Origin of the sequence: Streptococcus gwangjuense (assembly GCF_003627155.1) — a bacterium.
Classification (GTDB): Bacteria; Bacillota; Bacilli; order Lactobacillales; family Streptococcaceae; genus Streptococcus; species Streptococcus gwangjuensis.
Genome location: NZ_CP032621.1, coordinates 1,294,750 through 1,321,258 on the forward strand (window position 1 = coordinate 1,294,750; position 26,509 = coordinate 1,321,258).

Sequence of the window (26,509 nt, forward strand, 5' to 3'; positions counted from 1 at the left end):
TAAAAATTTACTTTTCACAAGGTATCCGCCTCTAAACTATCTCATTTTATTGTCTTTTACCGTGACAGTTTTTAAACTTCTTACCAGAACCACATGGGCAAAGTTCATTCCGTCCAATCTGACTCAAATCCAGATTTTCAGGCATATTTGCTTGGTGGGCAGCGATATTGCGAGTCGCCGTTGTACTGATATGGTGCTCTGCTTGTGGTCTTTCTTGTTCATGAATTTGTGCTTTCATCATCAAACGTGTCACATCAAATTCGATCGAACCAATCATGTCATTAAACATACGGAAACCTTCTGCCTGATACTCAACAACAGGGTTGTTTTGAGCATAGCCACGAAGTCCAACCGCGTTACGCAATTGATCGAGGGCATCGATATGATCTGTCCACTTATTATCTACCACTCGTAGAATCAAAACTTTTTGGAATTCTTTAACTGCTTCTTCATCTCGTAGTTTTGAAACCTGACTATCGTAAACCTTCAAGGCACGTTGGAAGAGTTCTTCCTTGATAGCCTTATCAGACAAGCCTGACAAATCTTCCATCGTAATAGAATCTTCTGGAAGCAAGTTGTACTTAGCAAAGTTCAAAATCGCTTCTAGTTTTTCATCTTGTTTGGCACGCGCATGACCATCAACGACACGACCAATCGTGCGTTTAATCATTGAGTGAATTTCAGGTGCCAAGTCACGGTCTGCAGTGATGACGTCGTAACGTTGAGCGTAGATAATTTCACGTTGTTCACGCATGACATCATCGTATTGAAGGACTTGTTTACGGGTATCATAGTTATTTCCTTCGACACGTTTTTGTGCTGCTTCAACTTGACGCGTCAACATACGAGACTCAATCGCCTCTTCAGACATGTTGAGACGTTCAAAGATTCCCTTCAAGCGTTCAGAACCAAAACGTTTCATCAAATCATCTTCGAGAGAGAGGTAGAATTGTGATTCACCTGGGTCTCCCTGACGACCTGAACGTCCACGAAGCTGATTATCGATACGACGGCTTTCATGGCGTTCTGTACCAATAACACAAAGTCCACCCAATTCGCGAACACCTTCACCAAGCTTGATGTCGGTACCACGACCGGCCATGTTAGTTGCGATGGTAACAGCACCACGCTGACCAGCATTCATGATGATTTGGGCTTCTTTATAGTGGTTTTTGGCGTTCAAGACTTCGTGAGGAACACCAGCTTCGACCAATTTTTTAGAAATGTAGTCACTGGTTTCAACCGCAACTGTACCAACCAAGACAGGCTGACCTTTTTGGTAACGAGCCTTAACGTCTTTAACAACGGCCTTAAACTTAGCTTCAATGCTAGCAAAAAGCAAGTCTGGATGGTCAATACGCTGAACTGGACGGTTTGTTGGGATTGGAATAACACGAATGTTGTAAATTTCACGGAATTCTTCTTCCTCAGTCTTACCAGTACCCGTCATACCAGACAATTTCTTGTACATACGGAAAAGGTTTTGGTAAGTGATTGAGGCAGATGTCTTGGTTTCATCTTGGATTGGCACACCTTCTTTGGCTTCAATGGCTTGGTGCAATCCATCAGAATAACGACGACCTTCCATGGTACGACCTGTAAATTGGTCGACGATCAAGATTTCTTGCTCTTCGCTCACCACATAATCAATATCGAGAAGCATGATGTAGTTGGCACGAAGGGCGTTATCGATAAAGTGAGTCAGAGCTACGTTTTCGATGTCATAGAGATTTTCAAGCTTGAAGTAACTTTCAGCTTTGTCAATCCCTGAATCAGACAAACCAATGGTTTTAGACTGCACATCAATGATATAGTCGTCTTTATCCAAAGATTTTACATAGTGGTCTGCCATGTGGTAGAGCTGACTAGTTTCAACCGCATTAGCACCTGATACAATCAAAGGTGTACGGGCCTCGTCAATCAAGATTGAGTCAACCTCATCGACCAAGGCATAGTTAAGCGGACGTTGTACCATGTTTTCACCGCGAACGACCATGTTATCACGAAGGTAGTCAAATCCGATTTCTGAGTTGGTTGAGTAGGTAATATCACACTCATAGGCTTCTTTTTTCTCCATTGGAGATTTGGCAGCCAAGTTAATCCCTACTGACAAACCAAGCCATGAGTACAATTCACCCATCTCAGTCGCGTCACGTTCTGATAGATATTCATTAACCGTAACTACGTGAACCCCTTTACCTGAGAGAGCATTGAGGTATACTGGCATAGTCGCAGTCAAGGTTTTCCCTTCCCCTGTACGCATTTCTGGCACGTCACCATGATGAAGAACGATTCCCCCCATAACCTGAACCTTATAAGGGAAGAGACCTAGGACACGTTTAGCACCTTCACGGACAACCGCAAATGCTTCATAAAGCAATGAATCCAGTGATTCTCCATTTTGATAACGTTCTTTAAATTCAACTGTTTTTGCTTTTAGTTGGTCATCTGTCAAAGCAGCCATTTGGTCTTCGTATTTGAAAACCTTGTCAGCCATCTTTTCCAGACGACGGATTTCTCCTTTATCATTTTCGATAATTGTTTTTAAAATATTAGCCATGTTTTTCCTTACTTTAAATTCCGAATATTTTAGAATGTTCTTTTAATTTTAGCACAATTACTGATTATTTTCAAGGAAGAATCCCCATTTTGAAAAGGAAAAAGAGGCTAGTTTCCAAGCTAACCTCTCTGACTTTTATGATACTTTAATTGCCAAAAATTGGCAAAAGAGCAAATAAGATAAATAGATTAATCCAAAGAGAAAGACAGCAGATAAGTCCAAAAACAAAGAGACTGACTTTCTTGGACATCAAGGCCATCAAAATGGACAGAATTCCAAAAACTAGCAAAACTTTCTGAATGATGAAGAGGTCAATCGTTATCCCCAGAACCGGACTGCCCCAAGGAAGAAAGAAGAAAGCAAGCCAGATCAGCAGAACTAAACCAATATAGACTTTAGAATAGCGTGTAATAAATGATGTTAGATGTGCCATAAGCCACCTCCTATAAATAGAAACCGATATAAATCAATGCCTTCCACCCTTAGACTTCCCTAGTTCCCGTCTCAAGCGAAACATTTTTTTGAAACAGGAATAAGTTAACCAATTCACACCAATAGCTACCAGAATAAAAAGAAACCAAATGACCCAAAACTTGATATCTGTCACATTTCTCAAGACGATATTGAAAAACAGAACTGAAACAACTGTCCAAGCAAGACTAAAAAGAGAATAGAGAGGGATGTAAACCCAGTAAAAATAGTAAAAAATTGGGAAAAATTTACTATTTCTGTTGGCCTTTTCAATCCAGTTATCAAAATAAAAGTAAGGTGCTAAAAGTAAGAATTTAAACAAATGTTCCATCTTCAACACCTCTCTTTGATAGCGTTTTCTTCAACTTCATTCTATCAAAAAAATCTGGAAATGTCATTCCAGATTCTACTTTTTTATTTACGTTTTCTTGCGATGAGATGAATCGGTGTTCCTTCAAAAACAAAGGCCTTGCGAATTTGATTTTCCAAGAAACGCAGGTAAGAAAAGTGCATGAGTTCTTCTTCGTTGACAAAGATAACAAAGGTCGGTGGTTTGGTTGCCACTTGGGTAGCGTAAAAAATCTTGAGGCGTTTTCCTTTGTCTGTCGGTGTTGGATTGATAGCAATAGCATCCATGATGACATCGTTCAAAACAGCTGATGGAATACGTGTATTTTGACTTTCACTGATTTGCTTAATCATCTCAGGAAGTTTGTGAAGACGTTGCTTGGTCAAGGCTGATACAAAGATAATCGGTGCGTAAGGCAGGTATTGGAACTGCTCACGGATATCTTCTTCCCAGTTTTTCATGGTGTGGTTGTCTTTTTCAAGCGTGTCCCACTTGTTGACCACAATAATCATTCCTTTACCAGCTTCATGGGCAAATCCTGCGATACGCTTGTCGTATTCACGGATACCCTCTTCCGCATTGATGACCATCAAGACTACATCTGAACGGTCAATAGCTCGCATGGCACGCATGACAGAATATTTCTCAGTATTTTCATAAACCTTACCAGACTTACGCATACCAGCCGTATCAATCATGGTAAACTCTTGACCATCTGTATCTGTAAAGTGGGTATCAATGGCGTCACGAGTCGTTCCAGCAACGGGACTAGCAATAACACGATCTTCGCCCAAGATAGCATTGATCAAGCTTGATTTTCCAACGTTTGGACGACCAATCAAGCTAAATTTTATAACATCTGGATTTTCTTCTTCATATTCATTTGGAAGATTTTCTACGATAGCGTCTAGCACATCCCCTGTACCGATACCATGGACAGATGAGATAGGCAATGGTTCACCCAAACCAAGGGCATAGAAATCATAGATATCATTTCGCATCTCAGGGTTGTCCACCTTGTTGACTGCGAGGATAACTGGTTTGTGGGTCTTATAAAGCTTACGGGCTACGTATTCGTCTGCATCGGTAATTCCTTCCTTACCAGACACGACAAAAACAATAACATCAGCTTCTTCCATGGCAATTTCTGCCTGGTGCTTGATTTGTTCCATGAAAGGAGCATCGACATCATCGATTCCTCCTGTATCAATCATGCTAAAAGAACGATTGAGCCACTCACCCGTTGCATAGATACGGTCACGTGTCACTCCTTCGACATCTTCTACAATGGAGATTCGCTCACCAGCGATCCGATTAAATAGGGTTGATTTCCCAACATTGGGACGTCCTACAATGGCAATAGTTGGTAGGGCCATAATTTCTCACTTTCTACAATAACTTCTTCTGTTCAAGATTTTTTCTAGTTGAGTTTGGTTCAGCTTGACCAAACTGTTCTGCTAGGCGCTGACTCCAGCTTGTGGTCGCACGCGCTCCAGCATAGTCCGCCTGTACACGGTCATAAGCCTCAATCGCATCAACTGTTTGTTCCTGATATTCTTCCTCAAACACCACTTGATTCAATGGCAAGCGAGGTTTGACTTCATGTTCTTCATTTGGCACACCCAGTGCCATCCCAAAGACAGGATAGGTGTAGTCAGGCAGGTTAAAAAGCTCTGCCACTTCTTCTGACTTGTATCGAACCAAACCGATAATCACACCACCATAGCCCAAGCTTTCAGCTGCCAACAGGGCATTTTGTCCAGCAAGAGCCGCATCGACTGAACTAATCAAGAGACCTTCTACACCTTGAGGTTGGAAGGTATCCGTATGGAGTCGTGCTCCCTTTTCTGCACGGTTCAAATCTCCGACAAAGAGAAGGAAAACAGCTGACTGGCGAATGGCTTCTTGAGGCACCAATTCATACAGAGCATCTTTCTTTTCTTGACTTCGGACTACAATCACAGAGTAGGATTGGAAATTCTTCCAAGACGAGGCCATCTGGGCTGCTGTCAGGATTTCAGTCAAGTCCTCCTGAGGGAGGGTTTGCTCTTTAAATCTTCGAACAGACTTATGAGCTTTCATCAGTTTAATTGTTTCTGTCATCGACGGTTCACTCCTTCTAAACGAGTCTCTTCAGCCAAATATCGGATGCGTTCCATGACTCGTTTGGCTTCCCAGGTTTCGTCATTTCCATGTTTCCCTTTAGCGAAATGCAGCTCTAATTCTTCAAAGTTGAAGTTGGAGGTGAAAAAGGTCGGTAAATCTTCCTGCATCCGATATTGGAGAATGACCTGCAGGATTTCGTCACGCACCCAAGCTGTTGATTGCTCGGCACCAATATCATCTAAAATCAGGACTTCAGAAAGCTTAATCTCATCCACCAAGGTCTTGACATTGCCATCACCGATAGCATTTTTGACATCGATGACAAAACTAGGATAGTGGAGGAGAGTGGAGGAAACACCACGTTTTTCTGATAAATCATGGGCTAAGGCAGCCACCATGAAACTTTTGCCCACACCAAAGTCTCCATAGAGATAGAGACCTTTACGGACATGAGGATAGGCTTCTGAAAATTCAACCAAACGTTGAAAAACAGTGAAACGTTTCTCATCATCTGCATCAACATCCGCAAAACTTACTTTTTTAAGACTGGCTGGCAGATTGATTAACTTGAGACGGTTCTTGATAGCCGCTTCTTTTTCAGCCGCAATTAGTTCAGGAGTTTCTTCGTAAGAAACATCCGCATAGCCATGATTCATAACCAAAATCGGCTTGTAGCCTTTGGCAATATAATCCGTATCCCCACGGAGAAATTTGTCACGCTCGGTGATGTACTGATTAAACTTGGAGATACTGCGATTCAATTCCTCTGGGCTGAGGGATTCTTGCTGGATAAAGGCCGCAACATCAGGGTCCTTCATGATTTTCTGGACCAAATCTTGATAATGAAAACGGCTAGGTTGACGTTTGAGTACGTCTCCGACACTTTCCATCTAATCTCCTCCTTTTTCTAATCGAGCTAATAGTTCTTGTTTCTTACGTTCTAATTCCAGACGAGTTTCCTCGCTGGTTTCATTCTTATAATCTGGATTGCTCCACTTGGGTACATTGGACTTGGTAGGACTGGGTTTACTGCTTTTTCGAGCCTGATTCTTCTGCCCTCTCTCACGAATGCGCAAGACTGCCTCTTCTGCCGAATGAATTTTTTGATAGGCATAGTCATTGGCTACCTTCATGGCATATTTCTCATTGATATTTGCCGAATCCACCTTATTAAAGGTCAATAAGAGAATGATATTGATGACTTCGTCCAGCAAGCCCAAGCCAGCCATCTGTTGCAAGAGTTCTCTTTCTGTTTGGGTAATGGTCCCCTTGCGTGTTTGCTTGATTTCTGCTAAGAACTGCAGGGCAGTCTTACTTTTAGCTTCTTTGATAATAGTTGTTTCCTTAGGACTAAAGTCAGAGGAAACCGGTTTTTGAGCAATTTTTTCCCGCATGCGTTTGGTTGAAATAACCTGAGAAACAGCTGTTGACTTAGCCAATTGATAGGTTTCAAACCAAGTCCATTTCTTCTCCTCGGCAATGGCAAAGAGGTTTAAGACATCGGACTGCTCATCCGCAAAGCGAAGCCCATCTCGAGCCATAAGCTGACGAAAATGGTCTAAGTCAAAATCGTTGGCCACTTTCTTCTTGAGACTAAGGTCTTCTTGACTTCCTAGTTCTGCCAAATCTGGAAAGATTTGATTGAGTGAGACAGATATTTCTTCTCCCTCAGCACTCTCAACTTTCAAATCCTCTACAGCTACATCGCCAATCTTTTTCTCCAAAAGTCTGCGATAAACAGGATGCTCCAAGAAGTCTTGACTAGATAGAGGAGCATGGAGGGCTAGCTGATAAACGTCCCCCTTTTGATAGAGGGTCAAGAGATTGAAAGCAGATAGGATTTTCAGGGATTTTATCAGTCTATCCATCCCAAAGTTGAGATGGTTAAGAATGCTTGAAAAAAGGTATTCCTTTCTGCCATTATCCCAAAAACTGATTGTATAAAGATAAAGGCTCAGTGCCTCCTGACCGATAATCGGGAGGTAGCACTGTACCAGAGATGAGGTATCTTGCGACACCCGATTATTCTTTAGATAAGAAAAACGGTCAATTGGCTTCATTTATCTTTCCTTTTTCTTTTTAGAGGACTGGGTGATTTGTTGGAGCAAGCTCTCTAGCTCACTCACATCCTTAAAACTACGGTATACACTGGCAAAACGTACATAGGTAATCTCATCCAGTTCAGCCAACTCCTCCATGACGAGTGAACCAATGTCCTCACTTTGAATTTCATTTTCATTTCGACCACGGAGTTTCTGTTCGATACGATTGACTACCATGTTGATTTCATCACTTGACACAGGACGTTTCTGGGCTGAGCGAATAATCCCATTAAAGATTTTATCTCTGGAGAATTGTTCCCGTGTGCCATCTTTTTTAACAACCACTAAGGTTCTTTCTTCTACCCGTTCGTAGGTTGTAAAACGGTGCTGGCATTCGTCACACTCACGTCTTCTACGAATAGTGTTCCCTTCTTCTGCTTGGCGACTATCGATAACACTTGACTTGGTAGCCCCACATTTTGGACAACGCATCCTTTCCCTCCTTATCGTTTTCTTTTCATTATACCATTTTTTAAACGATTCCCAAAACAATTCTTCTTTTTGCTTGACAAGTTTTTTGTTTTGTTGTATTATTTAATTAAGACAAAAGGATAAAAGAAAGGAGACCAAGATGTCCTGGACATTTGACAACAAAAAACCCATCTATTTACAGATTATGGAGAAAATCAAGCTTCAGATTGTTTCCCATACACTGGAACCCAATCAACAACTTCCAACCGTGAGAGAGCTGGCTAGCGAGGCCGGTGTCAATCCAAACACCATCCAAAGAGCCTTGTCAGACCTCGAACGAGAAGGATTTGTCTACAGCAAGCGAACAACTGGACGATTTGTGACTGAGGATAAGGAACTGATCACCCAATCGCGCAAACAATTATCGGAAGAAGAATTGGAACACTTCGTTTCCTCCATGACCCATTTTGGCTATGAAAAAGAAGAACTACCAGGCGTAGTCGGCGATTATATTAAAGGAGTTTAAGCCTATGTCATTACTAGCATTTGAAAATGTATCCAAATCTTATGGAGAAACCCCAGCCCTTGAAAATGTTTCACTTGACATCCCAGCTGGAAAAATTGTTGGTCTTCTTGGGCCAAATGGCTCAGGAAAAACAACCCTGATTAAACTAATCAATGGCCTCTTACAACCAGATCAAGGACGTGTCCTGATCAACGACATGGACCCAAGCCCAGCAACCAAGGCTATCGTAGCTTATTTGCCGGATACGACCTATCTCAATGAACAAATGAAGGTCAAAGAAGCCCTAACCTACTTCAAGACCTTCTATAAAGATTTCAATCTTGAACGCGCCCATCATCTACTTGCAGACCTAGGAATTGATGAAAATAGTCGTCTCAAGAAACTATCAAAAGGAAACAAGGAAAAGGTACAACTGATTTTGGTTATGAGTCGTGATGCCCGCCTCTACGTTTTGGACGAACCAATTGGCGGGGTGGACCCAGCAGCCCGTGATTATATCCTCAATACCATTATCAATAACTACTCCCCAACTTCTACCGTTTTGATTTCTACCCACTTGATTTCTGATATCGAGCCAATCTTGGATGAAATTGTCTTCCTCAAAGACGGAAAAGTTGTCCGTCAAGGAAATGTCGATGATATTCGCTATGAGTCAGGTGAATCCATTGACCAACTCTTCCGTCAGGAATTTAAGGCCTAAGCAAAGGAGATTATTATGTTTTGGAATTTAGTTCGCTACGAATTTAAAAATGTTAACAAGTGGTATTTAGCCCTCTACGCTGCCGTTCTAGCCCTTTCTGCCTTTATCGGAATACAGACACAAGGCTTTAAAAATCTACCTTACCAAGAAAGTCAGGCTACTATGCTATTTTTTCTATCCACTGTCTTTGGTGGTTTGATGGTTACACTTGTGATTTCAACTATCTTCTTGATTATTAAACGCTTCAAAGGTAGTGTCTATGACCGACAAGGTTATCTGACTTTGACATTGCCAGTTTCTGAACATTATATCATCTCAGCCAAACTAGTCGGTGCCTTTATCTGGTCTATTGTCAGTACTACTGTACTAGCAATCAGTGCTTTCATTGTTCTGACCCTAACGGCTCCAGATTGGTTTGCAACTTCTGACTTGATTCCATTTATAGAAACACATCTTCCTCAACTCTCTCTTATGGGGGTATCCTTCCTACTAAATACTATTTCTGGAATCCTCTGCATCTACTTGGCTATTTCCATTGGACAGCTTTTCAATGAATACCGTACCGCACTGTCAATTGTAGCCTACATTGGTATCCAAATCGTCGTTGGCTTTATTGAACTCTTCTATCGTTCTAACCCTGGTTTCTACTTCCCATCAACCACAGGAGGGGCTGATCAGTTCCAGATGGGTATTATCATGACTATTCTGGAAGAAGTTATTCTTATAGCCATCTACTATCTAGGAACTTATCACATTTTGAAAAACAAGGTTAATTTACAATAATATCAGAGTCTAGCGACAATAACTCGCTAGGCTTTTTTCGTCCTCAAGATTTACATTTTTATATGAAGCATTTAATAAAAAGGAGTATAATGACTTTAAAACTAATTACATGTATATCGATAAGGAGGTCAACTCTTTATGCTGAGAAGATTTGTTACCAAGAAGCACCTCGTACTTTACTTCTTTTCTATTGCCATTACTTGGCTGGAAGCAATTATCACGCCAGCCCTTGTTCAGAATATTGTTGCCAGTTTTACCAATCAAGAACTAGGCCTTCTTTGGAAAGTTTTGATTTTAGGAATCCTTGGAAACCTCATTCTATTACTAGGCTTAGCTGGGAAACGCTATTACTACGCACGTTTGATTACTGACTTCAAATATGGAATCAAGAGTGCTATTTTCAAGCGATTTTTAAACAGTTATGAGATTGATGAAAAGGATATTTTGTCTGACCTAGAAAACGACGTCAAGCAACTAGAAGAAAGCTATATTGAACCAACGGTTATCATTATTTCTTCTCTTGGTTTCACCACTGCGTCCATTCTCTATGCCTTGTGGACCAATTTTTACCTAGGCTTAATTTTCATCCTCTTCTACTCCTTTCCTGTACTCTGCAGTGCTATCGGATCCAAGCGTTTGGATTCACTTTCTGAAAAGCGGTCCACTGTTAACCAGAGCTACTTAGCAAGCTTGACAAATTTTATTGGCGGTAGCCAACAAATTCGCCATTATCAGGGGCAAGATTTCTTTTTTACTCGCTATCAAAAACAATTACAAAGCAGTCTAGATGCCGAAATCAACTATGAAAAACAACGAACTTTAAATAGTCTCTTTATCAATAGCATCGATGCCTTTTGCTCAGTCACACCAATCGTCATTGGTGGCTTTATGACCTACTATAATTATTTAGATGCGGCGAGTTTTGTGGCTATCTATCTAGTTTCCCATAATATCGGCTATCAATTCCAAGAGTTGGCCTACTTTACCAACACCCGAAAAGCGACTCGAACTCTTCTCAACAAATACCAAAAACTTTTGGGTCAGTCTGACTCCATCTCGCCTAGAAGCATAGAAAATATTTTCCCTATCCAGCTTAACACCATCTCCCTAGAAAAAGATGGGAATATCCTCTTATCTCCGATTTCCATGCACATCAAGCAAGGAGAAAAAATTGCTATTATCGGGGAAAGTGGCTCTGGTAAAACAACCCTGCTCAATATCATTCATGGAGAAGAGACACCGACAAGTGGACAGATTCGCTTTGCTGGCCAGAACCTGTCATGTCAAGAAATCACAAGCTTTAGTTCCTATATCCTCCAAGATAGCCATTACTTTGACACGCTCTCTCTGGAAGACAATATCCTTCTGGGACTGGATAAAAATCCAGATACTTTAAATCATATCCTCAAAAAAACAGGATTAGAACATTTGAAAAATCGAACGCTCAGAAATGATAGTCTATCTGGTGGCGAGAAACAACGCCTAGAAATCGCTCGTGCCCTCTACCATGATAGCCAACTCATCTTAGCAGATGAGATTAAGGCCAATCTTGACTCGGAAAATAGCAGAAAAATTAGCGACTTGCTCTTCTCCCTACCTCAAACAGTCATTGAAGTCATTCACCACTACACAGAAGAAGACTTAAAACACTACGACCAAGTCATTCACTTAAGCAAAGAAAAGTAATAGTCTATAACATACGATTTGAAAAAGCAAGGAACCCGAATTCCTTGCTTTTTAACTCAATATCAAACTAGCTACGATAGGGCTGACAAAGACATAGAGAATACCTGTGACACCGATAGCCAAACCACCCATAGCTCCTGCTACAGAGCCGTATCGAAAGGCTGTTCCTGTTCCAACTGCGTGACCTGTTCCACCAAGGGAAAGGCCAACAGCCACTGGATCGTCAATTTTCAACCACTTCAAAAGGGTTGGTCCGATGACACTGGTTAAAATCCCAGTTGCCACTACAACCACCAAGGTCACGGTCGTCAAACCTTGCAATTTTTCTGTGATTCCCACTGCCATAGCGGTTGTTACTGACTTGGGAAAGAGAGAAATGGCTAGGAAAAAGTCCATCCCAAAGATTTTGGCTACAAAGGCTGTGAAAGAGGTATTGACAACTACTGCTAACAGACTACCAAAGAGAATACTCCGAGCATGGTGCTTCATCAAGTGAAAACTCTTATAAAGCGGAATCCCCAAAGCCACTGTCGATGGAACAATCAAGTTGTTCAGATAAACACCACCTTGGTAGTAATCTTGGTAAGAGATACCCGTCACTTTTAGAAAAATGATAATGAAAACAGCTGACAAAAGCAAGGGCGTTGTCAATGGATGGGGAAAACGTCTGTAAATCAGCATTCCTACTAAATAAGCTAGGATAGACAGGGCCAGCCCAAACAGGGGATTGGAAACAAATTCAGTCATTTGGCATCTCCTTTCTCATAATCTCCCTCAAATCGTCTCTTGATAAACTGAACTACCAAGGCTATGAGGATAATATTGATGACTGCTGCAAAAAAGACAATTAAAACAATTGGCAAAAGATAGGGAGCAATCACATCAAACTTTTCCATGATTCCCACTGCTGGTGGCAAAAAGAGAATGGTCATATTGGCCAGCAAGAAATTCCCTACCATGTTGACATGCCTGGTTCTCAGCCACTTGAATTGCAGGGCTAAAAAGAGAATGATTAAGCCGATAATACTGCCTGGGATGGGCAAATGAAAGAAACTGGAGATTCCCTCACCGATTAGAGAAATCACAAAGAGAATCATTAATTGAACATATAATTTCATCCTAAACTCCACGAAATAGACTTCTTGCATACCAGTTTACTCTTTTTTCAGAAAATTTCAAGGAAATGCACAAGAGATAATGAAAATTAGAAAGGAAAAGGGATACAAACAATTCTTGACTTGTGAAAACAGGCATGATTTAGGATAAGAGATGCCAGCGTCCTTCTTGCCAGCTTTCTTGAAAAGTAGTATAATTATTGCATGCGCAATCATCTTGTGATACAGAGATTGTCCGTGAATGGACCTTCTTCTATTTATAACTCTAAAAAGAAAGGAGATACTATGACCTATTTGGAAAAATGGTTTGACTTCAATCGTCGTCAGAAAGAAATTGAAAGTCTCTTGGAAGAGACTATTGCCCAGCAGAGCGAGCAAAATCTGACCTTGAAAGAGTTTTACCTGCTCTACTATCTGGACTTGGCTCAAGAAAAATCTCTACGCCAGATTGACCTGCCAGATAAGCTTCATCTGAGCCCGAGCGCTGTTTCTCGGATGGTGGCTCGCTTGGAAGCTAAAAATTGCGGTCTGCTTAGTCGCAGGTGTTGTGATCAAGATAGACGCTCTAGCTTTATCTGCCTGACAAGTGATGGGCAAAAGACACTGGCCTCTCTACAAAAAGCTGTCGAAGAAAGCTTGGAAACTGGTTTGGATTTCTTAATTTAAGATGATTTTTTAAAAAAGTTGCGTGCGCAATCATTTTTCTTGACATTCTCTTTTACAAGGAGTAAAATAAAATCATCATTAAACAAAGGAGTTTTAAACATGATTGAAATTACCTATCTAGATGCCAGCAAGAACGAAAGAACTGTGACTTTCGAATCTTATGAAGATTTTGATCGTTCACAACAAGCTTGCCTTATCGGCGTCGCAGACTACTACCCCGTCCAAAAATTAACTTACAACGGTCATGATTTGGACTACCATGGGACTTATGGAGATGTCTTCTTCTATCTCATGAAACAAGATTTAAGCCAATATAACTAAAAAAGGAGAAATACAATGGCAAAAGCAATTACAGATGCAACATTCGAACAAGAAACAAAAGACGGTTTGGTCTTGGTAGACTTCTGGGCAACTTGGTGTGGTCCATGTCGTATGCAAGGTCCAATCTTGGATAAATTGTCTGAAGAACTTTCAGAAGATGTCTTGAAAATCGTTAAAATGGACGTTGATGAAAATCCAAACACAGCTCGTGCTTTTGGAATCATGTCTATCCCAACTCTTCTCTTCAAAAAAGACGGCCAAGTGGTGAAACAAGTTGCTGGTGTTCACACAGCAGAACAAATCAAGGCCATCGTTGCTGAATTGAGCTAATCACACTAGAGACCAAGTACTTTCTTTGGTCTCTTTTTTCTTGCCCTTTGCCATTTTTCAAAAAATATGCTAGACTGTAAGTAGAATATTACGATGTTTGGGACATGCCATCGCTAAAAAAAACCTCTACTTGGTATTTTTTAGCTCCCTCAAGGGAGCTTTTTGCGTGCTCTGAACATTTCCCATTTTGGAAGGAGTACTATGAAACGTCAATCTGCCTTGGTCGTCTTTAGTGGCGGTCAAGATTCCACAACCTGCCTCTTTTGGGCTAAAGAACACTATGAAACAGTCGAAGCCGTCACCTTTGCCTACGGTCAACGCCATCATCTCGAAATTCAAGTTGCTAGAGAAATCGCTAAGGAACAAGGTGTTCGTCATCACATCCTAGATATGTCTCTGCTGGGGCAAATCACTGAAAATGCCTTGACTTCTGATCTAGAGATTGAGCAAAAAGAAGGAGAGGTTCCCAATACCTTTGTTGACGGTCGAAACCACCTCTTTCTATCCTTTGCGGCAGTTCTTGCTAAGCAACGGGGCATTAAAGATATCGTGACAGGTGTCTGCGAGACAGACTTCTCAGGCTATCCTGACTGCCGTGATGTCTTTGTCAAATCCCTCAATGTCACCCTCAACCTCGCCATGGATTACGACTTCGTTATCCAAACGCCTCTCATGTGGCTAGACAAGGCTGAAACTTGGGAATTAGCCGACCAACTCGGTGCCTTTGACTATGTTCGTGAAAAGACCTTAACCTGCTACAACGGGATTATCGGAAGTGGCTGTGGAGATTGCCCAGCCTGCCACCTACGGCAACATGGTCTAGATGTTTATCTTTCACAGAAAGGAGAGGTCTAATGTTTTTTGCACCCAAAGAAATCAAACAGGAAACCGGGGAGTCTCTTGTCTACAATCCTCACAGAACCTTGGTATCAAAAGAATTTACCTTCGATGCTGCCCACCATCTCTTTCACTATGAAGGAAAATGCAAATCCCTTCATGGTCACACCTATCATCTGCAGATTGCTGTCAGTGGATTTTTAGATGAACGTGGAATGACCTACGATTTCGGAGATATCAAAGCGATCTACAAGAACTACTTAGAACCCCACTTGGATCATCGCTATCTCAATGAGACTTTGCCTTATATGAACACGACTGCTGAAAATATGGTTTACTGGATTTTCCAAACCATGAGTCAAGAGTTGCCAGACGAGCGCGGTCTCCGTTTGGAATACGTTCGCCTCTATGAGACTCCGACTGCCTTTGCGGAGTTTAGACGGGAGTGGTTAGATGACTAGGGAACGTGTCCTTAAACTACCAGTTCTAGAAATTTTTGGCCCAACCTTTCAAGGCGAAGGTCGTGCTATCGGGCAGAAAACCATGTTTGTCCGCACTGCTGGTTGCGACTACCACTGCGACTGGTGCGATTCTGCCTTTACTTGGGATGGCTCTGAAAAGCCAACTCGTATGACTGCTGACGAGGTCATTGCTGCCTTGGATAAATTGGGGAGCTACGACTATGTAACCCTATCTGGGGGAAATCCTGCTATCCTAGCAGCCAACATGGCTGAATTGGTCACCAAACTCAAGGAACGCGGTGTCACCCTTGCTGTCGAGACTCAAGGTTCTCGCTGGCAAAATTGGTTAAAAGACATCGACCAGGTCACTCTCAGTCCCAAACCTCCTTCATCCAAGATGGAAGTCAACTTTGAGACCTTGGACTTTATCGTTTCCCAACTGGATCCAGATAAGGTCACCTTTAAAATCCCTGTCTTTGACGATGCAGATTTGGCCTTTGCCAAAGGCATACAAGAACGCTACCAACCAGATGTCCTTTTCTTATCTGCTGGAAATCCTGAACCCAAGGCTACAGGAAATATTATCCAAGATCAACTGGACCGTCTCAAAGAACTCTGGGAACGCGTCGCTGCCGACGATAGCTGGGGCAATGTCCGCGTCCTTCCTCAACTGCATACCCTCCTCTACGATAATCAACGTGGTGTTTAAGATTAGAAAGAAAAAATCATGTCACAACAAGAAGAAATGAAAAACCTCAGCCTACTGGGCAACAAAGAAACCAACTACATCTTTGACTATCAACCAGATGTCCTCGAATCTTTTGACAATCGTCATGTGGAAAATGACTATTTCATCAAATTTAACTGTCCTGAATTTACCTCACTGTGTCCAATCACTGCTCAACCAGACTTTGCGACCATTTATATTTCCTACATTCCTGACAAACTCTGTGTCGAGTCAAAATCCCTCAAACTCTACCTCTTTAGTTACCGAAATCATGGGGATTTTCACGAAAACTGTATCAACACCATCGGTAAAGACTTGGTCAACTTGCTAGACCCTCGCTATTTAGAGGTTTGGGGAAAATTCACTCCGCGTGGGGGCATTTCAATTGACCCTTACTACAACTACGGTAAGCCAGGAACTAAGTATGAAGGCTTGGCAGAACAACGCCTCTTCCAACACGACCTCTATCCAGAGAAAATTGACAACCGCTAATACTCTTCGAAAATCAAATTCAAACCGCGTCAACGTCGCCTTGCCGTACTCAAGTACAGCCTGCGGCTAGTTTCCTAGTTTGCCCTTTGATTTTCATTGAGTATAAACAGATAAGAAAAAGCCCTGTTCCTCAAAACGAGGAGCAAGGCTTTTTGAGTTTCAATTATTCTTCTGTTCCAAGGAAGTTTTTCGCAACAAGGGCTGCAAGAACGCCACCAACGATTGGGGCAAGGATGAAAATCCATACTTGTTGAAGGGCTGCGCCACCTACCAAGACAGCAGGAGCCAAGCTACGGGCTGGATTTACTGAAAGCCCAGTGATATTCAATCCAACAAGGATCATGGCCATCAATGACAAACCGATTACCAAACCAGCAATCGCACCATTACCCTTGCTTTCTGAAGTCACGGTCATGATAACCAAGACAAACAAGAAGGTTGCGATGACTTCAAACAAGAAACCACCAAAGACAGTAACACCGTTTGACAAGGCATTTTCACCAAGACTAGCAGTTGACATCCCTGAGTTCGCCAAGAGGAAGAAGACAGCGCCAGAAGCGATGAAAGCTCCAACAACTTGTCCAAGGATGTAATTGACAAGGTCTTTTGATGACAAACGTTTGTTTACAAACATAGCAATCGAAACAGCTGGGTTCAAGTGAGCACCTGAAACAGTTCCGATTGAGTAAGCAGCAACCACAATGGCCAAACCGAAGGCAAAGGCGATTCCAAGGTGACCAAGGCCATCAAGACCATTTCCAAAAACAACAGCTCCTGTTCCGATGAACACAAGCATGAACGTACCGATTAACTCAGCAACAAATTTTTTCATTTTCTTTCTCCTTTTTTCAAAAACTAGATACTAGTCTATCAAAAGAGGGAAAGTGTTTCAAGAAAATTGCTTGGAAATTTCGTATCAGTTGCAATATTGTTTTCAAAATTTGTATATTTTTAATGTATTGCAATTAGTTATAATTCTCTATATTTGATGGTTATACTATACTGAATAAAACAGGAGTTTGTATTAATCTTTTTAAATAGCACAGAACTCTCTATTTAATCCATTCCCCATTGTAATTGACATGATATCCATCAGGTGTAGTTGTATTGACTGCTAAAGCACCAGAACTGTAAGCATAATACCATTTCCCTGAAACATTGAACCATCCAGTTTGCATAGCACCTGAATCATTGAGATAATACCATGAATTACCTACTTTTGCCCATCCAATCTGCATATCGCCTGAATTGTTAAGATAGTACCAAGAACCACTTGATTTGACCCATCCAGTCTGCATCCAACCCGAGCGATCAAAATGATACCATTTTCCATTGATTAGCTCCCATCCATTAGATGTATAGGAACCATTGTTATGTCTATACCACCAACGACCAGATGATTGAATCCAACTTCCTTTGGAAGCAAGTCTTACTTTTAATGCTTCAGATACTTTGATGTATTCTTTCTTAGCATTTTCCTTTTTAACTTTTGCATTTTTTAGTTTAGCATTTGCATTTTCAAGTGCTTTTTTAGATTCCTCAAGCTTCTGTTTAGCGATCATCAAACTTTTTTTAGCTTCCTCGAGTTTTCTTGGAGCATTTTTGAGAGCAAGGACATGTTGTTTCGCCTTCAACAAATCATTTTTAGCATTGACTAATGACTGTGCCTCATTCTTACTAGCATGAGATTTATCATTTTTGATTGCTTTCAATCGATTTAATTGAGATTCTTGCTTCGAAAGTTCAGATTTAGCAATATTTAACGCAGTTTGTTGTTTACTCAACTCAGATTTAGCAGATTTTAAAACGTTTAACTTGGATTGATTTTGTTTTGTTAAGTCTGCAAGACGTTTTTTAGTTTTATCCAGATTTTTTTGATCTGTATTCAATGTTGTTTTAGCAATTGTAAGATTTTTGTTTAGTGATGAAATTTTATCCCTCATTAAAGTTTCTTCGTTTTTTTGTTTTCGATTGAAACTATCCAGAGCCTCTTTAGCTTTTGTATAAGCTGGATTTTTAGGATGTGTGATTTCATTCCAAACATAACGGAAAGTTGTCTTCGGTAAAAATTTTACACGTTTACCGTTAAAATAAAATTCACTATGGTCTGGATCACCATCTTTATTTTCTGCTCTGGCTAAAAAATATGAACTGCTTGGATTATAATAATAGGTCTTACCATTATAAACATAGCTTCTTTTTTCAGATGGGCTAATCACTGTTGGTAATGTATCATAAACACCTTTTGCTTCACTAATGAAAGTCATTACACCATAATTTCCAAAAGTTGTTTTTTTACTTGAAGATGCTCCAAGAGCAAATCCAGTCCCTGATGCAGCAAGCAAGGGAATTCTATGGCCATAGTTAAAAGTATTTGCTTCTTTCGGAGTTGATGCGCCATATAATGATGCATTACTATAATCATTAAAGTAAGATAGAAGCTCTTTATAAGCAAGTTCTTTTTCACTCAATCGACTCTTTTCTGGAACTGACCCAGCTGTAGCATTTTCTGTTGCATCCTTAAAACCAAAATCTTGATTTTTTAGTTTTGTATCATGTGACAGTTTATCATTTGCCACCATTTCATCTGCCCTAGCTTTTCCATATTTCAAAGCCTTTTCAGTCACAGGTGGCACTGGAATATCAATGCCATTTATTCTCCGCAACTCGATTAAGTAGTTACGAACGTATTCAGAAACTTTCTTATAATCAACCACATGAGGAGTATGGATATCATCCTTAGATTTTACAACAATTGTTTCTGTTCTTTCACCACTAAAATTCACATCTTCGTTCGCAGCAACATAATTGGTCTTACCATCATTTCCTACGAAAGTTTTTTCATCAAGTGGAGGAGTTTTAGACTCACTTTCACTAACAGAATTTGATTTAATCTCATGAGAAACCGTTACTGTATGGAACTCATCCCCAGCAGATTTTAAATTCTTTTCAAGAGTAGAACGTGTCTTATTTCCTCTTTCTATAAGCGCTTTTCGTTCTTGCTCTGTTTTTGATACTGAACTCGCTAAAGAACTTACTTTATTTTGGTTCTCTTTCACTTTCGCATCCAATTTATCAGTTTCTTGTTGAATCTCGCGTAGTGTATTCCAATCAAAAGTTTTCTCTGCTTCTGTTACTTTATTTTGTGCTTTTTTTACATCAACTGCTCTCTGAGCAACTTGAGTTTTTGCCTTATTAACAACTGTTTCTTGTTTCTCAACACTTGCTTGGGCTTGTTTCTCATCTTTTTTTGCTTCTGACAATCTTTCTTCTGACTTCCGAACCGTTGTCTGTTTAGCAACAAGATCCTTTTCTGCATTTTTAATTTTTTCAGGACTAGCTTGTTTAGCAAATTCTTGTGTTTGTTTCAAAGCATCATCAGCTTTGTTCTTATTTGTGACAGTAGATGTATACTCTTGTTGCATTTTATCAACAAGCTTCTGAGCATTTTTTTCTTCCTCAATTGTTTGATTCAGTTTTATTTCCGCATTTTTTACATCAGATTCTGAAACGTCAGCATCCTTTTTAGTTTCTGATTGGTTAACAGTTGACTTAGTCGAATGTTTATTTACAACCTCATCAGCTTGTGCATGACCATTAAAAGCAGTTACCATTGCAGTTGCAACGCCCAAACCAATCAACACTTGTTCCTTTTTCATAAAATCACCCTTTCTTTAAAATATTTACCTTATCTATACAAATCATATTATTTATATTTTACAAATAATCTTCTCTAGCCATAAATAGATTCAATTTTCTTTATAGCTTGCTCTCTCAATTAAATACAATCTGATAGAAAATGAAGTAATTAACTATCAATACTAGTTCTATAGCAAGTTCAAATTTAACATCACGACCTTCAACGACATTTTTGAAAATAGCTATAGTTAAGCTAAATAGAATGACGCTTAACAAACTCATAAACATCATTCTAGAACAACCTTTCTATTCCCCTTACTCTCCCAACTGGGCACTGTAGGTGATGATTTGATCAACTGTGTCAGACAAGAATTGGATGGTATCACGGAGTGGTTTATCTGTTGAAATATCGGCTCCGATAATCATGGCTGACTCAAGCGGTGTCTTGCTACCACCTGATTTGAGGAGATTGAGCCAGTCTTCAGCTCCAGTTTCTGAATGTTTCAGATGAAGGTAACCTGCAGTCGAAATGACTAATCCAGCTGAGTAAGTGTAGCTATATAAACCCATGTAGTAGTGAGCTTGACGCATCCAAGTCAGAGCTGCATCATCATCAATTTCAATGGCATCTCCCCAGAACTCCGTCAAGACTTCCTTCATAATGCTGTTGAGTTTGCTTGCTCCGAAGGTTTCTCCTTCTTCAATCAGTGTGTAAACCTTACGCTGGAAGGCTGCCTCCAAAAGGTGGGTGATAAAGTTATGGAAGTAGGTGTCTGTCAAGCGGTGGGCAAGGGCAAAGCGTTTTTGACGTGGGTCGTCAGACTGGTGTTCCAAATAATCACTGAGAAGCAATTCATTGAAGGTTGACGGTGCTTCGACATAGTAGGTCGACATGTGGGCGTTGAAGTAACTCTGATGATTATCCGAAAAGATGAATTGACCAGAATGCCCGATTTCATGAATCAAGGTATAGACATCACTCAAACGGCCTGTCCAGCTCATAAGGACATAAGGGTGCACACGATATGGGTCCGCCGCATAACCGCCAGAATCCTTGCCACTGTTAGCAGCAAAGTCCACCCAGCGCTCTTCTTGATAACGAGCAACTTCCTGACAATATTCTTTCCCCAAAGGTTCTACCGACTTCATAACTAAGTCATAGGCATCTTCAATAGTCACTTCAGGATTTAGGGCGCTATCCAAGTCCAATTTCCAGTCAGCAAAAGTCATCTTTTCAAGACCATTGACCTTGGCAACATGCTTGAGGTATCTCTGAGCGACTGGTGCAAAGTCCTTCATGATGAGGTCAATCTGGCGGTCAAACATGGCGCGGTCTACTTCCTGTTCAGCTAGAAGATAGTCAAAAACAGAGTCGTAGCCCTTCATATCTGCCAATAGTTTTTCAGACTTGACTTGGGCTAAATAGGCTGCTGCAGCTGTATTTTGGTGCTTACGAAGTCCTTCTGAGAAGGAACGGAAGGATTTCTCACGGACTTCAGCGTCCTCATGGTTTTGGTAGAAATTCTCATAGGTAACAAAGCTATTTTTGTAGGTCTTGCCATGAGCTTCAAAGTCAGCCATTTCAAAATCCCCAGCTCGCATCTTAGTATAAATATCCTGTGGACTGTAGAAAACTTCACCGAGATTGGTCAAGGCCTTCTCCACATCAGCCCCTAGATAGTGGGCTTTTTTGATTTTAGCCTGACGAATGGCTGCCGTCAAGTGAGGCAATTCACCTAAACGGTCCAAAACATCCTCGTCTGCTGCCACTAGGGCATCGTCAAAAAAGGTCAAGGCTACGCTGGCATCTGTTTCAAATTCCATCCCAGCTTGGGCAATATTGGCAAATTCGTCATTGCTATAGTCTGTCGTCTGTGGCATAAAGCCATAGTTACCAATATGGCTCATCTGAATGTAGATCTGTTCCAATTCCGCAAAGGCCTTCTCAAAATCCTCAAAAGTATGAAGATTGCCCTTGTAATCACGGCTAAATTGATTGATGTCTTCGCGAGCCTTCTCGATTGCACGCAAGAAATCCTCACGGTCTTGGTATAGGGCTGTTAAATCCCAAAGTTCCTTCTCTGGAAATTCTGAACGGTGTTTTTGTTCCATTTTCTTCCTCTCATTTCTCTAATTCTAATAAAACACTAAGGGCTGATAAGGCGTAAAGTGGTGCTGTTTCTGCTCGCAAAATACGAGGACCAAGTCCTGCAAGAACCGCTCCCTTAGTTTCAAAACTTTCGATTTCTGCAGGTGACAGACCACCTTCTGGACCAAAGATAAAGAGCAGTTTGGCTCCTTTTTCAAGACCAGAGACTGCTTGTAGAAGCGCAGCGGCTTCTCCTTCTTTAGCCGACTCTTCATAGGCTACTATGATAGAGGCAAACTGGTCCAGTTGAGCTAGAAAGTCTGATTTTTTCTCGAAAAGCTGGATACTTGGGACACGATTTCGCTTGCTTTGCTCGGCTGCTCCAAGGGCGATTTTTTCTAGTTTTTCAATCTTTTTACCCAATTTCTTGCCATCCCACTTGGCTACTGACCAATCGGCAGGGAAGGCCCAGATTTGGCTGGCTCCTAGCTCGGTTACTTTCTGAGTGATAAACTCCAGCTTGTCCCCCTTGGGAAAGCCGGATGCAATGGTCACTTGGACTGGCAGTTCCACATTGTCAGCCAATTCTTGGATCAACTCAAACTGACGGGCTTCCACATCCAGCACACGCGCCAAGCGCTTAATTCCATCATCAAAGACCAAAGTAACCTCATCATCTTCTTTCAAGCGCATAACCTGAAACATATGCTTGCTGGTTTCCTTGTCCTCGATGATAACAGGAGAGATAGCACTGCCTTCGACAAAATACTGTTGCATGCTAGCCTCCAATCACACCTGAAATATCCTTGGTTTTCTTAAAGACACAGGCATTCCATTCCCCTTGAACCATATGGGTTTCAAGGAAAAATCCAGCTGACTCAGCTGACTCTCGCACCATGTCCCACTTATCCTTAATAATTCCACTCATAATCAGGTAGCCTTCATCCTTGACCAAGCGATAAGCATCATCCGTCAGATGAACGAGGATATCCGCCAAGATATTAGCTACAATCACATCTGCCTCAATCTCAACACCCTTAAGCAAGTCTCCAGCAGCTACATGGATATTTTCCATTCCAGGGTTGAGCTCAATATTTTCCTGAGCAACTCGAACTGCTACATCATCCAGATCGTAGGCAAAGATTTCCTTGGCACCAAGCAGCGAGCTGGCAATAGAGAGAACCCCTGAACCAGTCCCCACATCTAGCACTGTTTCCCCACCACGAAGAACCTGCTCCAAGGCAAAGAGGCTCATCTTAGTAGTTGGGTGGGTTCCTGTCCCGAAGGCCATACCAGGATCTAGCTTGATAATCTTTTCCCCAGCAGTCGCCTCATAGTCTGTCCAAGATGGCACGATAGTCAAATCATGAGTGATGCGAGCAGGTTCATAGTATTTCTTCCAGTTGTCTGCCCAGTCTTCCTCAGTCAAGGCAGTCGTACCCATTTTTACCTCTCCCAAGTCCATAAAATCAGTTAGTTCCGCGAGACGAGCCTGCAAATCTGCCTCAACCGTTGCTATATCAACCGTATCAGGGTAATAGGCTGTCACTACGATTTCTTCCTGTTGCTCGACCTCTGGGAAAATCTCGCCGAAACGATCCACATTTCCCACATAGTCCATACTATCTTCGATCGCAACACCTTGCGCTCCCAGCTCAATCAAGAGATTGGAAACTAACTCCTCCCCCTCACGCTTCACTGTAACTTTTAACTCTTGCCATGTTTCCATAAATTTTTTCCTTATCAATCTATTAATTCTTCTAATTCTTTTAAAGTTCTTCCATCCTGATCCTTCCAATCAGTTCGACCGTTCGTTTGCATACCCAGTAAAAAAGCCGCTGCATAAGAAGGGCTAGAAAAGAGTTGTTTTTCTTTTAACACTCCATCTTGAATGACCCGAGAAGCTATTAAATTCTGACGCATTTCTTTTAAACTTGCTGGAAGGTATGGAGAATCCTTTATTTCTACTTGACTTCCTTCTAAAACAACAAAACCTTCAGTTGTCCGTTCACAAGTTGCTTCTATTACTTTGTTAGATTTCTTAGTTTTACGCTTTAAATAAAGATAAGTTGAATGATTATCAGGTAAATCTTGACTAACTTTCTTTGTCATTGGAACAAAAACACGATAACCTAAAGTTCCAATAATCATTAGCGTATTTTCAACAATTTCATCCAGTTCAGATTCCTTTTCCTCAGTCACATTACCAGGATTTGGATCATTCCCATTTTTCACAATATAGCGACCAGCTTCTTTAGCAAGTTGAGTAAATTTATTTTCCAAATAGCTAATTTCTGTTGGCCCGAAAGAATTATTTTGAGTTGTTAGAATGATGACATCATTAAAATAATCTGCATGAGTATCGCGGGTATGCTCTTGAATTCGCAACAATACCCCTTCACCATTTTTCCGAGTTGTCGCCTGACCAATATAGGTCACATCTTTCTGTTTATCTTCATCTCGACCAAATAAGAAATAAATACCACTTTGTTTCATTTCATCACGCGACTTCAAATCTCCCAACTGAATACGAGGTATTTTGTAAATCACTCCCGTCCAATTTGACAAAGTACATTTGATTTTTCCAGTCACTTCACCATCCATGAGAAACATATTGATATTTTTGCTACGCTTCGCCATTTATCGAACTTCCTCCAAATAATCTCTCACTCTATTCTGCAACTGAGGTACAACTTGACTGGAACTAAGAAATTCCTCGACATTCATCAACTGATAGCCCTGTCCTTCATCTCCAAAGACAATCTTGTCAAATTGGTCCTGAGCCAACTTGCCAACTAGAAATACAGATTGTTTATCCGTAAAAAGCATACTTGGATAAACCTTACTCCAAAGCAGACAATCCTCAGTCAGATGAATTCCCAGTTCTTCATAAACTTCACGCGCCACGCACTCAAAAGGACTTTCATCCCCCTCTCGTCCCCCACCTGGCAGTTCCCACATATTGGGCCAGGGAATGCTTGCCTTATCATCGCGTAAGATAGTCAAGAGCTTATCCACACAAAACAAAGCAATCTTACAGCCTGTGAAATCAGAAATTTCTATTTCCATATTAGACTCCTTCGGTCAATTCCTTTTCCAGCTCGGCTAACCAGTTTTGATAATAGATTTTCTCATCCCGTAACATCCGGCTGCTATTCATTTTCTGTCTAGCAATCTTCATAGCCTTGTGAGTTTGAACTATATCTTTCTTTACCTTAAATTGATACCAAGCTTGAATGACCTGCATATCTGCTGTTTTTAGAGATAAAAAGGATTTGACACCTCGAATACTTGCATATTCTTCCGCTTTCTTATTATCTCCTTCCATCAGAGCAACTTGAAGAAGGTATATTTGAGAAATAGTTTTAGACATTGGATTATCTGTTTTCTCTAACACAGACTGAAACTGTTGCTTTGCAAGCTCTATATTATCATCCAATATGAATACCAATCCCTGAAGAGTCTGAACACTTTCTGCAAAACTCCCTCTCACATCCTCATCAACAGACATGATAAAGTCTTTTAAATCATATTCTTGAGGAGCTAGCAAGGTCTGGGCAGAATGCCTCAACATCAGGTAGGCGCATTTCGTATTTGCAGGGTGTTGTAGCAATTCCCAAATTTTTGCTCCATCGGTGATGCCGACTGGCAAAATGTTATTTAAGAAGAAAGACAAATTAAGAAAAATCCAAGTCCCTGCAAAATACCAGCTTCTTGTCAAAAATCCAAACACTATCGCCAATAATATCAAGCTGAGATGAACCATCAAGCCTCCTGAAAGCATCAGGATGATTCTTTGATCGCTTTCATCCTCTTTTAAACCAATGTATTGAGCACCAACATTTTTCAGAATGGCTGTTCTACTAAGATGAAACCTGCCTGACTTTTTGGTCAAAATAAAATGTCCTAACCCAAAAGCCACCAGCCGATAGCCTGTCAAGTAGCCACAAAAAGCATGTCCCAGCTCATGAAGAATAAAGATTAAATATATACTTAGAAGAGCGAAGGCATAACCAAAAGTAAAGACTAAAACTGCGGAATACCCCAACTCTGCAAATGCGATTGTTCCACAAGCAAAAGCCAGCATAATAAAGACAACAGCTAGCACATAAACCAAATAAATCCCAATTTTCTTCAT

Annotated in this window: 28 protein-coding genes and 1 pseudogene; 11 read left to right on the forward strand and 18 right to left on the reverse strand. The window is 41.0% G+C overall.

Annotated features, from left to right (window positions below; genetic code table 11):
• Positions 1–46: 46 nt before the first annotated feature.
• From secA to nrdR, 8 genes are all read right to left on the reverse strand, one after another.
• Positions 47–2,560 (reverse strand): preprotein translocase subunit SecA, encoded by a 2,514-nt coding sequence (gene secA / locus D7D53_RS06260; RefSeq protein ID WP_120770468.1) that lies wholly within the window; start codon positions 2,558–2,560, stop codon positions 47–49.
• 145 nt (positions 2,561–2,705) lie between these two features.
• A complete protein-coding gene (locus tag D7D53_RS06265; RefSeq protein ID WP_162927883.1) occupies positions 2,706–2,993 on the reverse strand; it encodes a hypothetical protein in 288 nt (95 codons plus the stop codon).
• Between the two features lie 33 nt (positions 2,994–3,026).
• Positions 3,027–3,362, reverse strand: coding sequence for a hypothetical protein (locus D7D53_RS06270; protein ID WP_120770469.1), 336 nt, complete (start codon positions 3,360–3,362; stop codon positions 3,027–3,029).
• 83 nt (positions 3,363–3,445) lie between these two features.
• A complete protein-coding gene (gene der, locus D7D53_RS06275; protein WP_001207696.1) occupies positions 3,446–4,756 on the reverse strand; it encodes a ribosome biogenesis GTPase Der in 1,311 nt (436 codons plus the stop codon).
• 13 nt (positions 4,757–4,769) lie between these two features.
• Positions 4,770–5,483: an NADPH-dependent oxidoreductase gene (locus tag D7D53_RS06280; RefSeq protein WP_120770470.1), complete on the reverse strand. Its 714-nt coding sequence runs from the start codon at positions 5,481–5,483 to the stop codon at positions 4,770–4,772.
• Positions 5,480–6,376, reverse strand: a complete 897-nt coding sequence (gene dnaI, locus D7D53_RS06285; protein ID WP_120770471.1) for a primosomal protein DnaI — start codon at positions 6,374–6,376, stop codon at positions 5,480–5,482. Before dnaI ends, D7D53_RS06280 begins: the two co-directional genes overlap by 4 nt.
• The gene (locus tag D7D53_RS06290) at positions 6,377–7,546 is read right to left on the reverse strand and encodes a DnaD domain protein (protein ID WP_120770472.1); all 1,170 of its coding nucleotides are present in this window, start codon (positions 7,544–7,546) and stop codon (positions 6,377–6,379) included. It abuts the gene before it with no gap.
• Positions 7,547–8,020 carry a transcriptional regulator NrdR gene (nrdR, locus tag D7D53_RS06295; protein ID WP_001203672.1) on the reverse strand — a complete coding sequence of 158 codons (474 nt, stop codon included), beginning with the start codon at positions 8,018–8,020 and terminating at the stop codon, positions 7,547–7,549.
• Between the two features lie 139 nt (positions 8,021–8,159).
• On the opposite strand from nrdR, the gene D7D53_RS06300 reads away from it, so the two are divergent.
• The 4 genes from D7D53_RS06300 (at position 8,160) to gggC (ending at position 11,694) form a co-directional block, all read left to right on the forward strand.
• The gene (locus D7D53_RS06300) at positions 8,160–8,525 is read left to right on the forward strand and encodes a GntR family transcriptional regulator (RefSeq protein ID WP_020901665.1); all 366 of its coding nucleotides are present in this window, start codon (positions 8,160–8,162) and stop codon (positions 8,523–8,525) included.
• 4 nt (positions 8,526–8,529) lie between these two features.
• Positions 8,530–9,225: an ABC transporter ATP-binding protein gene (locus D7D53_RS06305; protein ID WP_120770473.1), complete on the forward strand. Its 696-nt coding sequence runs from the start codon at positions 8,530–8,532 to the stop codon at positions 9,223–9,225.
• Positions 9,226–9,240: 15 nt separating this feature from the next.
• Complete coding sequence (locus tag D7D53_RS06310; protein ID WP_120770474.1) at positions 9,241–10,008, forward strand: hypothetical protein; 768 nt, start codon at positions 9,241–9,243, stop codon at positions 10,006–10,008.
• Between the two features lie 138 nt (positions 10,009–10,146).
• Entirely contained in the window at positions 10,147–11,694 is a 1,548-nt protein-coding gene (gene gggC, locus D7D53_RS06315; RefSeq protein ID WP_120770475.1) for a streptosactin export ABC transporter GggC, read from the forward strand.
• Between the two features lie 51 nt (positions 11,695–11,745).
• Here the strand turns inward: gggC and D7D53_RS06320 are convergent, their stop codons facing one another.
• Complete coding sequence (locus D7D53_RS06320; RefSeq protein ID WP_120770476.1) at positions 11,746–12,441, reverse strand: LrgB family protein; 696 nt, start codon at positions 12,439–12,441, stop codon at positions 11,746–11,748.
• Positions 12,438–12,812 (reverse strand): CidA/LrgA family protein, encoded by a 375-nt coding sequence (locus D7D53_RS06325; protein ID WP_000781325.1) that lies wholly within the window; start codon positions 12,810–12,812, stop codon positions 12,438–12,440. The genes D7D53_RS06320 and D7D53_RS06325 overlap by 4 nt, the downstream gene beginning before the upstream one ends.
• 282 nt (positions 12,813–13,094) lie before the next feature.
• Here D7D53_RS06325 and D7D53_RS06330 point away from each other — a divergent pair, with 282 nt between their 5' ends.
• The 7 genes from D7D53_RS06330 to queF all read left to right on the forward strand — a co-directional run bounded on the left by D7D53_RS06330 (position 13,095) and on the right by queF (position 16,643).
• The gene (locus D7D53_RS06330) at positions 13,095–13,475 is read left to right on the forward strand and encodes a MarR family winged helix-turn-helix transcriptional regulator (protein WP_120770477.1); all 381 of its coding nucleotides are present in this window, start codon (positions 13,095–13,097) and stop codon (positions 13,473–13,475) included.
• A 99-nt stretch (positions 13,476–13,574) separates the two neighbouring features.
• Positions 13,575–13,796, forward strand: coding sequence for a DUF4649 family protein (locus D7D53_RS06335; protein WP_000570256.1), 222 nt, complete (start codon positions 13,575–13,577; stop codon positions 13,794–13,796).
• Between the two features lie 15 nt (positions 13,797–13,811).
• Positions 13,812–14,126: a thioredoxin gene (gene trxA / locus D7D53_RS06340; RefSeq protein ID WP_001029581.1), complete on the forward strand. Its 315-nt coding sequence runs from the start codon at positions 13,812–13,814 to the stop codon at positions 14,124–14,126.
• 201 nt (positions 14,127–14,327) lie between these two features.
• Complete coding sequence (queC, locus tag D7D53_RS06345; RefSeq protein ID WP_120770478.1) at positions 14,328–14,981, forward strand: 7-cyano-7-deazaguanine synthase QueC; 654 nt, start codon at positions 14,328–14,330, stop codon at positions 14,979–14,981.
• The gene (queD, locus tag D7D53_RS06350) at positions 14,981–15,424 is read left to right on the forward strand and encodes a 6-carboxytetrahydropterin synthase QueD (RefSeq protein ID WP_000464575.1); all 444 of its coding nucleotides are present in this window, start codon (positions 14,981–14,983) and stop codon (positions 15,422–15,424) included. Before queC ends, queD begins: the two co-directional genes overlap by 1 nt.
• Positions 15,417–16,133, forward strand: a complete 717-nt coding sequence (queE, locus tag D7D53_RS06355) for a 7-carboxy-7-deazaguanine synthase QueE (protein ID WP_120770479.1) — start codon at positions 15,417–15,419, stop codon at positions 16,131–16,133. The genes queD and queE overlap by 8 nt, the downstream gene beginning before the upstream one ends.
• Before the next feature lie 18 nt (positions 16,134–16,151).
• Entirely contained in the window at positions 16,152–16,643 is a 492-nt protein-coding gene (gene queF / locus D7D53_RS06360) for a preQ(1) synthase (protein ID WP_000082575.1), read from the forward strand.
• Between the two features lie 163 nt (positions 16,644–16,806).
• Here the strand turns inward: queF and D7D53_RS06365 are convergent, their stop codons facing one another.
• The 8 genes and pseudogenes from D7D53_RS06365 to D7D53_RS06400 all read right to left on the reverse strand — a co-directional run bounded on the left by D7D53_RS06365 (position 16,807) and on the right by D7D53_RS06400 (position 26,509).
• Positions 16,807–17,475, reverse strand: a complete 669-nt coding sequence (locus tag D7D53_RS06365) for an MIP/aquaporin family protein (protein WP_120770480.1) — start codon at positions 17,473–17,475, stop codon at positions 16,807–16,809.
• A 220-nt stretch (positions 17,476–17,695) separates the two neighbouring features.
• Positions 17,696–18,046, reverse strand: a pseudogene (locus D7D53_RS10350) (N-acetylmuramoyl-L-alanine amidase family protein); the annotation flags it as partial.
• 2,551 nt (positions 18,047–20,597) lie between these two features.
• Positions 20,598–22,394: an oligoendopeptidase F gene (gene pepF, locus D7D53_RS06375; protein WP_120770481.1), complete on the reverse strand. Its 1,797-nt coding sequence runs from the start codon at positions 22,392–22,394 to the stop codon at positions 20,598–20,600.
• A 10-nt stretch (positions 22,395–22,404) separates the two neighbouring features.
• Positions 22,405–23,148, reverse strand: a complete 744-nt coding sequence (locus D7D53_RS06380) for a 16S rRNA (uracil(1498)-N(3))-methyltransferase (protein WP_120770482.1) — start codon at positions 23,146–23,148, stop codon at positions 22,405–22,407.
• Between the two features lies 1 nt (position 23,149).
• Complete coding sequence (gene prmA / locus D7D53_RS06385; RefSeq protein ID WP_120770483.1) at positions 23,150–24,100, reverse strand: 50S ribosomal protein L11 methyltransferase; 951 nt, start codon at positions 24,098–24,100, stop codon at positions 23,150–23,152.
• A 14-nt stretch (positions 24,101–24,114) separates the two neighbouring features.
• Positions 24,115–25,011, reverse strand: coding sequence for a GIY-YIG nuclease family protein (locus D7D53_RS06390; RefSeq protein WP_001129470.1), 897 nt, complete (start codon positions 25,009–25,011; stop codon positions 24,115–24,117).
• Positions 25,012–25,440 carry an NUDIX hydrolase gene (locus tag D7D53_RS06395; protein ID WP_120770484.1) on the reverse strand — a complete coding sequence of 143 codons (429 nt, stop codon included), beginning with the start codon at positions 25,438–25,440 and terminating at the stop codon, positions 25,012–25,014.
• A gap of 1 nt (position 25,441) precedes the next feature.
• Entirely contained in the window at positions 25,442–26,509 is a 1,068-nt protein-coding gene (locus tag D7D53_RS06400; protein WP_162927884.1) for a M50 family metallopeptidase, read from the reverse strand.

Excerpts from the sequence above, each read along its gene's own strand:
- prmA (WP_120770483.1), bottom strand. The coding sequence starts at position 24,100 with ATGGAAACATGGCAAGAGTTAAAAGTTACAGTGAAGCGTGAGGGGGAG.
- D7D53_RS06380 (WP_120770482.1), bottom strand. The coding sequence starts at position 23,148 with ATGCAACAGTATTTTGTCGAAGGCAGTGCTATCTCTCCTGTTATCATC.
- gggC (WP_120770475.1), top strand. The coding sequence starts at position 10,147 with ATGCTGAGAAGATTTGTTACCAAGAAGCACCTCGTACTTTACTTCTTT.
- D7D53_RS06325 (WP_000781325.1), bottom strand. The coding sequence starts at position 12,812 with ATGAAATTATATGTTCAATTAATGATTCTCTTTGTGATTTCTCTAATC.
- D7D53_RS06330 (WP_120770477.1), top strand. The coding sequence starts at position 13,095 with ATGACCTATTTGGAAAAATGGTTTGACTTCAATCGTCGTCAGAAAGAA.
- D7D53_RS06320 (WP_120770476.1), bottom strand. The coding sequence starts at position 12,441 with ATGACTGAATTTGTTTCCAATCCCCTGTTTGGGCTGGCCCTGTCTATC.
- queF (WP_000082575.1), top strand. The coding sequence starts at position 16,152 with ATGTCACAACAAGAAGAAATGAAAAACCTCAGCCTACTGGGCAACAAA.
- queD (WP_000464575.1), top strand. The coding sequence starts at position 14,981 with ATGTTTTTTGCACCCAAAGAAATCAAACAGGAAACCGGGGAGTCTCTT.
- D7D53_RS06300 (WP_020901665.1), top strand. The coding sequence starts at position 8,160 with ATGTCCTGGACATTTGACAACAAAAAACCCATCTATTTACAGATTATG.
- D7D53_RS06265 (WP_162927883.1), bottom strand. The coding sequence starts at position 2,993 with ATGGCACATCTAACATCATTTATTACACGCTATTCTAAAGTCTATATT.
- D7D53_RS06335 (WP_000570256.1), top strand. The coding sequence starts at position 13,575 with ATGATTGAAATTACCTATCTAGATGCCAGCAAGAACGAAAGAACTGTG.
- D7D53_RS06395 (WP_120770484.1), bottom strand. The coding sequence starts at position 25,440 with ATGGAAATAGAAATTTCTGATTTCACAGGCTGTAAGATTGCTTTGTTT.
- pepF (WP_120770481.1), bottom strand. The coding sequence starts at position 22,394 with ATGGAACAAAAACACCGTTCAGAATTTCCAGAGAAGGAACTTTGGGAT.
- D7D53_RS06390 (WP_001129470.1), bottom strand. The coding sequence starts at position 25,011 with ATGGCGAAGCGTAGCAAAAATATCAATATGTTTCTCATGGATGGTGAA.
- D7D53_RS06310 (WP_120770474.1), top strand. The coding sequence starts at position 9,241 with ATGTTTTGGAATTTAGTTCGCTACGAATTTAAAAATGTTAACAAGTGG.
- D7D53_RS06280 (WP_120770470.1), bottom strand. The coding sequence starts at position 5,483 with ATGACAGAAACAATTAAACTGATGAAAGCTCATAAGTCTGTTCGAAGA.
- D7D53_RS06365 (WP_120770480.1), bottom strand. The coding sequence starts at position 17,475 with ATGAAAAAATTTGTTGCTGAGTTAATCGGTACGTTCATGCTTGTGTTC.
- D7D53_RS06400 (WP_162927884.1), bottom strand. The coding sequence starts at position 26,509 with ATGAAGAAAATTGGGATTTATTTGGTTTATGTGCTAGCTGTTGTCTTT.
- dnaI (WP_120770471.1), bottom strand. The coding sequence starts at position 6,376 with ATGGAAAGTGTCGGAGACGTACTCAAACGTCAACCTAGCCGTTTTCAT.
- queE (WP_120770479.1), top strand. The coding sequence starts at position 15,417 with ATGACTAGGGAACGTGTCCTTAAACTACCAGTTCTAGAAATTTTTGGC.
- trxA (WP_001029581.1), top strand. The coding sequence starts at position 13,812 with ATGGCAAAAGCAATTACAGATGCAACATTCGAACAAGAAACAAAAGAC.
- D7D53_RS06270 (WP_120770469.1), bottom strand. The coding sequence starts at position 3,362 with ATGGAACATTTGTTTAAATTCTTACTTTTAGCACCTTACTTTTATTTT.
- nrdR (WP_001203672.1), bottom strand. The coding sequence starts at position 8,020 with ATGCGTTGTCCAAAATGTGGGGCTACCAAGTCAAGTGTTATCGATAGT.
- D7D53_RS06305 (WP_120770473.1), top strand. The coding sequence starts at position 8,530 with ATGTCATTACTAGCATTTGAAAATGTATCCAAATCTTATGGAGAAACC.
- secA (WP_120770468.1), bottom strand. The coding sequence starts at position 2,560 with ATGGCTAATATTTTAAAAACAATTATCGAAAATGATAAAGGAGAAATC.
- queC (WP_120770478.1), top strand. The coding sequence starts at position 14,328 with ATGAAACGTCAATCTGCCTTGGTCGTCTTTAGTGGCGGTCAAGATTCC.
- der (WP_001207696.1), bottom strand. The coding sequence starts at position 4,756 with ATGGCCCTACCAACTATTGCCATTGTAGGACGTCCCAATGTTGGGAAA.
- D7D53_RS06290 (WP_120770472.1), bottom strand. The coding sequence starts at position 7,546 with ATGAAGCCAATTGACCGTTTTTCTTATCTAAAGAATAATCGGGTGTCG.